6 protein-coding genes are annotated in these 6,389 nt (G+C 69.7%); 5 read left to right on the top strand and 1 reads right to left on the bottom strand.

From position 1 onward, the window contains the following. The first annotated feature begins 55 nt into the window (after positions 1-55). From AB0E69_RS24855 to AB0E69_RS24865, 3 genes are read left to right on the top strand one after another with little or no spacing between them, the layout of a single operon-like run. Positions 56-1,486, top strand: coding sequence for an NAD-dependent malic enzyme (locus AB0E69_RS24855; RefSeq protein ID WP_360150482.1), 1,431 nt, complete (start codon positions 56-58; stop codon positions 1,484-1,486). Beyond that, the gene (locus tag AB0E69_RS24860; RefSeq protein ID WP_360150485.1) at positions 1,483-1,875 is read left to right on the top strand and encodes a VanZ family protein; all 393 of its coding nucleotides are present in this window, start codon (positions 1,483-1,485) and stop codon (positions 1,873-1,875) included. The genes AB0E69_RS24855 and AB0E69_RS24860 overlap by 4 nt, the downstream gene beginning before the upstream one ends. 7 nt (positions 1,876-1,882) lie before the next feature. After that, on the top strand, positions 1,883-2,440 hold the full coding sequence (locus AB0E69_RS24865) for a YqgE/AlgH family protein (RefSeq protein ID WP_360150488.1): 558 nt from the start codon (positions 1,883-1,885) through the stop codon (positions 2,438-2,440). 971 nt (positions 2,441-3,411) lie between these two features. Here AB0E69_RS24865 and AB0E69_RS24870 read toward each other — a convergent pair. Next, positions 3,412-3,672, bottom strand: coding sequence for a DUF3039 domain-containing protein (locus tag AB0E69_RS24870; RefSeq protein ID WP_360150491.1), 261 nt, complete (start codon positions 3,670-3,672; stop codon positions 3,412-3,414). Between the two features lie 120 nt (positions 3,673-3,792). Between AB0E69_RS24870 and AB0E69_RS24875 the strand changes: the two genes are divergently transcribed. Then, on the top strand, positions 3,793-4,365 hold the full coding sequence (locus AB0E69_RS24875) for a Uma2 family endonuclease (RefSeq protein ID WP_360150494.1): 573 nt from the start codon (positions 3,793-3,795) through the stop codon (positions 4,363-4,365). 60 nt (positions 4,366-4,425) lie between these two features. After that, positions 4,426-6,219, top strand: a complete 1,794-nt coding sequence (locus tag AB0E69_RS24880) for a DEAD/DEAH box helicase (RefSeq protein WP_360150497.1) — start codon at positions 4,426-4,428, stop codon at positions 6,217-6,219. The last annotated feature ends 170 nt before the right edge of the window (positions 6,220-6,389 follow it).

The raw sequence follows: 6,389 nt of genomic DNA on the forward strand, positions 1-6,389 counted from the left end.
GTTCTTAACGTACGTAACCTCCAGGCCTTACCAGTGACATGAGAGGATCACCCGCGTGACTGCCTTGCCGAGTGTTTCGTACTCCATCACCGTTCGCCTCGAGGTGCCCGCGGGTGGCTCGACGGTGAGCAAGCTGACGACCGCGGTCGAGCAGGCCGGCGGTCTGGTCACCGCGCTCGACGTGACCGCGTCCGGCCACGAGCGGCTGCGGATCGACGTCACCTGCGCCGCGGCCGACACCGAGCACGCCGGCCGGCTGGTCGAGGCGATGCGCGCCGTACCGGGCGTCGAGATCGGCCGGGTCTCGGACCGGACGTTCCTGATGCACCTCGGTGGCAAGATCTCGATGGAGGCCAAGCACCCGATCCGCAACCGTGACGACCTGTCGATGATCTACACGCCCGGGGTGGCGCGGGTCTGCCTGGCGATCGCCGCGAACCCCGATGACGCCCGCCGGCTGACGATCAAGCGGAACAGCGTCGCTGTGGTCACCGACGGTTCGGCCGTCCTCGGCCTCGGCAACATCGGCCCGAAGGCTGCGCTGCCGGTGATGGAGGGCAAGGCCGCGCTGTTCAAGCGGTTCGCCGGGATCGACGCCTGGCCGCTGTGCCTGGACACCCAGGACCCGGACGAGATCGTCTCGATCGTGAAGGCGATCGCGCCGGGCTTCGCCGGGATCAACCTCGAGGACATCTCCGCGCCGCGCTGCTTCGAGATCGAGGCCCGGCTGCGCGAGGAGCTCGACATCCCGGTCTTCCACGACGACCAGCACGGTACGGCGGTCGTCGTACTCGCCGCGCTCTACAACGCACTGCGCGTGGTCGGCAAGGAACTCAGCGCGGTGCGCATCGTCCTGTCGGGCGCCGGCGCGGCCGGGACCGCGATCCTCAAGCTGCTGCTCGCGGCCGGGGTCAAGGACACCTGCGTCGCCGACATCGGCGGAGTCATCCACACCGAGCGCGAGGGCCTGTCGCCGGAGCTGCGCTGGATCGCGGAGAACACCAACGCGGCGAAGTACAGCGGCGACCTGAAGGGTGCGCTGGCCGGGGCCGACGTGTTCATCGGGGTCTCCGCGCCGAACATCATCACCGGCGCGGACGTCGCCACGATGAACGACGACGCGATCGTGTTCGCCCTCGCCAATCCGACGCCCGAGGTCGACCCGACCGAGGCCGGCGAGCACGCGGCCGTCGTCGCGACCGGCCGGAGCGACTACCCGAACCAGATCAACAACGTGCTGGTCTTCCCCGGGGTGTTCCGTGGTCTGCTCGACGCGCAGTCGTCGAAGGTGTCCGTCGAGATGGAGCTGGCCGCCGCGAAGGCGCTGGCCGGCGTCGTCACCGACCAGGAGCTGAACGCGACGTACATCGTGCCGAGCGTCTTCCACCCGGAGGTGCACACGATGGTCGCGCACGCCGTCCGCGACGCGGCCGGTGGCAAGGCGCCGGCGCACGAGACCTTCCCGGACGACACTCCCGCGCTGTGACATCCGTGGTGACGGGGACGCGTTCGACGGTCAGCGTCTGGGTCTGGCGGGTGCTGTTCGTGGGCGCCGTACTGCTGCAGCTGTACGGCGTCTACGCGCCGCGGGAGGCCGGGCCGCAAGTGGGGATCCCGCAGATCGACAAGGTCGCGCACTGCTTCCTGTTCGCGGCGGTCGCGTTCACCGGGCTGAAGGTCGGCGTACCGGCGCGGTGGTTGCTGGGTGCGCTGGCCGCGAACGCGATCGTCTCCGAGCTGGCGCAGTACTGGTGGCTGCCGCAGCGCGACGGTGATCCGTACGACTCGCTGGCGGACCTCGCCGGGGTCGCGTTGGGTGCGTGGCTCGGTTTTCGGGCGACGGTGGCGGGCCGCGCGCGGCGGCGTACGACATGATGGGGGTATGACGGCCTCGACCCTGACCGGATCGCTGCTGGTGGCGACCCCGTTGCTCGACGAGCCGCCCTTCCGCCGCTCGGTGATCCTGCTGCTGGACCACGACGACGACGGCGCCCTCGGGGTGGTGGTGAACCGCGCGGCCGACCTGGCCGTCGACCGGGTGCTTCCGGACTGGTCCACCACGGTGAACGAGCCCGGCGTGCTGTTCATGGGCGGTCCGGTGGCGACCGACAGCGCGCTCGCCGTCGCCGAGGTGATCGAGTCCGCCGACCCGCCCGGGTGGCGCGGCTGCTTCGGCCGGATCGGGCTGGTCGACCTCGACGTACCACCCGCGCTGCTCGAGGGCGCGATAGCCCGGATGCGCATCTTCGCCGGGTACGCCGGTTGGTCCAGCGGCCAACTCGAGGACGAGATCACCGAAGGCGCCTGGTACGTCGTCGACTCCGAACCCGACGACGTCTTCGGCCTAACCCCCGAAACCCTCTGGCGCCAAGTCCTCCGCCGCCAAGCCGACCAACTCGCCTACCTCGCGACGTACCCAGACGACCCGTCCCAGAACTAACTGGGGGGTTCTGCCCGCGAAAGGTCGCCGCATCGCGCACTCGCTCCCCTAGCCCTCACCCCCCACGCGATCCCGTGAGCGGCGGCTGCCTTCTGGCCGCCTCCGGCGGCGCGCAGGAGGTGGTGACGCGCTGAGGTACTTGGCGGGGGCCAGCGTGGTGTGGCGGAAAGGTCGCCGCTTCGCGCGCCCGTTCTACTAGCCCCGACCACCCAACGCGATCCTGTGAGCGGCGGCTGTTCTTTGGCCGCCTTCGGCGGCGCGCAGGACCTGGTGACGCGCTACTGCCCCGGCGAACCAACCCAACTGACGCGAGCGTTCGCCACCTCGCGCGCTCGTCCTCTGCGAGTTTCACCCGATCACACGCACCCGGAAGCGGCGGCTGTCTTCTGGCCGCCTCCGGCAGTGCGCAGGATCTGGTGTCGCGCTGAGATGGTCTGGCGGGGCCGGCCTGGTTCGGGCCGATGGTCGCCGCCTCGGCGTCTGCATGGAGCAACGCTCGGGTGGTCACGTGCTGCAATAGGCACGGATTGAAACCGTCCAAGCGTGAAGGTTCGGTGCACTCAAGCGGTGGCCGTGGCGGAGGCCGTCTGTCGGCGCGGTGAGGCGCTTGCAGGTGTCGCATGGCAGCAGTGCCAGCGCATTGCGGGGCGTACTGCAGCGTTCACCGCGCGGCGGAGGACGATCCGCCGGGTGGGTGGCGTGTCAACGAGCTTCGCGCGCCGCCGGAGGCGGTTGAAAGTTGGCCGCCGCTCCCGGGATCGCACGGAGCGGTGGTGGCTGGTTGGGCGGGTGCGTGAGGCGGCGTCCGTTTCGCGCGGGTGGGATGTTTCGCCGGGGCGGGCGCGCGTCGGGCGGTGTTGCGCGCCGCCGGAGGCGGCTGGAAGGCGGCCGCCGCTCACGGGTGCGGGTTGGGCGGGGACGGCCACTCGCAGCGGGTGCGCGTGGCGGCGTCCTTTCGTGCGGGCGGGCAGTTACTCCTCGCCGTCGTCGCCTGGGTTTAGGGAGTCCCAGATTTCTTTGCATTCGGGGCAGACGGGGAAGCGTTCGGGGTCGCGGCTGGGGACCCAGACCTTGCCGCAGAGGGCTACTACCGGGGTGCCCATCACCATGGCCTCGGTCAGCTTGTCCTTCGGCACGTAGTGCGAGAACCGCTCGTGGTCACCGTCGCCCAGTGACGGCTTGGTCCGCTCGTCGACGACTGTCTCCGCGCCCGGGGTCAGCTGAGTACTCATACCCAGAGTGTAAGACGCCTCACCAGCCGGACCGGAACTTTTCCACAGCCGGAAGTTCGCCGGGGCAACCCGGGGCAGATCGCGGCATGTTCTGTGGCATGAACGACCTGAGGAGGCAATATGAGTCTTGTGGAACGAACTCCGGACCCTGCGGACGTCCTGACCCGTCCAGCGGTGCCGCTGACCCGCGCCGATCTCGACCGGATGCCCGATGACGGCTACCGGCATGAGCTCATCGACGGGAGTCTGCTGGTGACTCCCAGCCCGACCTGGAACCACCAGGACGTCGCAATCAACCTCCTCATCCAGCTCAGGCAGTTGTGCCCGCCGGAGCTGTACGTGATGGGGGCGCCGTTCGACGTCGTGCTGGCCGATGACACGGTGATGATCCCGGACATCCTGGTCGCCCGCCGGGATGCCTTCACCAAGAAGGATCTCCCTGGTGCACCGCTGCTGGCGGTCGAGGTGCTGTCGCCGAGCACGCGGCGTTTCGACCTGATGGTGAAGTTCTCCCGACTCCAGGACGCGGGATGCCCGTCTTACTGGGTGATTGATCCCGACACGCCGAGTTTGATTGCGTGGGAGATGCAGGACGGGGCATATGTGCAGGTCGCGAAGGTTGCCGGGGAAGAATCGGCGCGGTTGGTGAGTCCTTTCGAGGTGACGGTGGTGCCGGCGGATCTGATCTCGTAGCCGATGTCGGGTAAGGTTCCTGCCCGGCTCACTGTCGTCGACTCGGGGGAGTAGCTGGCTGTGGATTCGCACGTTGCGGGTAGTCCTGCTGTGCTACCTCCGGCGTACCCGGATCGGGCAGCGTGGGGGACCGCGAGCAAGCTGCGGGCCTGGCAGGCAGAGGCGCTCAAGCTGTACCTCGAGAAGCAGCCGCGGGACTTCCTCGCGGTGGCGACGCCAGGGGCGGGCAAGACGACCTTCGCGCTGACCGTGGCCGCCGAGCTGCTGCATCGGCGGCTGATCGAGCGGATCACCGTGGTCACCCCGACCGAGCACCTCAAGGTCCAGTGGGCCGACGCGGCCGACCGGGCCGGGATCGCGATCGACCCGGCGTTCGCGGGCCGGCGCGGCAAGACCAACAAGGACTTCCAAGGCGTCGCGGTGACGTACGCCGGAGTCGCGGTGAACCCGCTGGCGTTTCGCGTCCGCACCGAGCGGTTCAAGACGCTGGTCATCCTCGACGAGGTCCACCACGGCGGCGACGCGCTGAGCTGGGGCGAGGGCGTTCGTGAAGCGTTCGAACCGGCCGCGCGACGACTCTGCCTGACCGGTACGCCGTTCCGCAGCGATGACAACCCGATCCCGTTCGTCACGTACGAGGAGAGCCACGACGGCGTCGCCCGGAGCAAGGCCGACTACACCTACGGGTACGGTCACGCGCTGCAGGACCACGTCGTACGCCCGGTCATCTTCATGTCGTACTCCGGTGAGATGCGCTGGCGGACCAAGGCCGGTGATGAGGTCGCGGCGCGCCTCGGCGAGCCGCTGACCAAGGACCTCACCGCGCAGGCGCTGCGGACGGCGCTCGACCCTGCGGGCGAGTGGATGCCGGCGGTGCTCGCGGCGGCGGACAAGCGGCTGACTGAGGTACGGCGGCACATGCCGGACGCCGGAGCGTTGGTCATCTCGGGCGATCAGAACACGGCCCGCGCGTACGCCAAGACCCTCCGCGAGCTCACCGGCGAGGCGCCGACGGTGGTGCTGTCGGACGAGAAGGCAGCGAGCAAGAAGATCGCGAAGTTCTCCGAGAGCGACTCGAGGTGGATGGTCGCGGTCCGGATGGTGTCCGAGGGGGTCGACGTACCTCGGCTCGCGGTCGGGGTGTACGCGACGCCGACGTCGACGCCGCTGTTCTTCGCGCAGGCGGTCGGGCGGTTCGTGCGGGCCCGGAAGCGGGGGGAGACGGCGTCGGTGTTCGTGCCGTCGGTGACGCGGTTGCTCGGGTTCGCCGCGGAGATGGAGGTCGAGCGCGACCACGTCCTCGGGCGGAAGAACTCGAACGAGGACGGCGACATCTTCGCCCTCGAGGACGACCTGCTCAAGAAGGCGAACCAGGCCGAAGGTGCGAGCGACGAGCTGGAGGGTACGTTCGAGGCGCTCGGGTCGGATGCGAGCTTCGACCGGGTCGTGTTCGACGGCGGTGACTACGGGACGGGTGGTGACAACGCGTCGGACGAGGAGCTCGACTTCCTCGGCCTGCCGGGTCTGCTCGAGCCGGACCAGGTCCGCGAGCTCCTCGACAAGCGCCAGCAGAAGTCGCTGGCCGCGCAGAAGCGCTCCCGGCGGGGTACGTCGTCGGACGACACGGACCCCACGCCCGCCGAGCTCGCCACCCACGACCAGATCGCGTTGCTGCGTCGCGAACTCAACGGCCTGGTCGCCGCCTGGCACCACCGAACCGGCCAGCCGCACGGCGTCATCCACAACGACCTCCGCCGCAAACTCGGCGGTCCCGCCGCAGCCCACGCCTCCTCCCTCCAACTCAAAGAGCGCATCGACCTCATCCGCGACTGGGCCACCCAACGCCGAGCCTGACCCCGCACCAGTAGCCACCCCACCCGCGGACCGACCCGCTGCCACAAACACCTCCGCGCGGGGCGGGCATCCGCTGCCGTGCACCGGCGCAGGGCAGACGCTGCCGTACACACCTCCGCGCCGGGCGGGCCCCGCCCGCCGTGCACCCCGCGCAGGGCAGTCGCCGCGGT

Source organism: Kribbella sp. NPDC026611 (genome assembly GCF_040638345.1).
GTDB lineage: Bacteria > Actinomycetota > Actinomycetes > Propionibacteriales > Kribbellaceae > Kribbella.

Bases quoted from the DNA above. Each gene is read 5' to 3' on its own strand.
- AB0E69_RS24865 (WP_360150488.1), top strand. From the start codon at position 1,883: ATGACGGCCTCGACCCTGACCGGATCGCTGCTGGTGGCGACCCCGTTG.
- AB0E69_RS24870 (WP_360150491.1), bottom strand. From the start codon at position 3,672: ATGAGTACTCAGCTGACCCCGGGCGCGGAGACAGTCGTCGACGAGCGG.
- AB0E69_RS24875 (WP_360150494.1), top strand. From the start codon at position 3,793: ATGAGTCTTGTGGAACGAACTCCGGACCCTGCGGACGTCCTGACCCGT.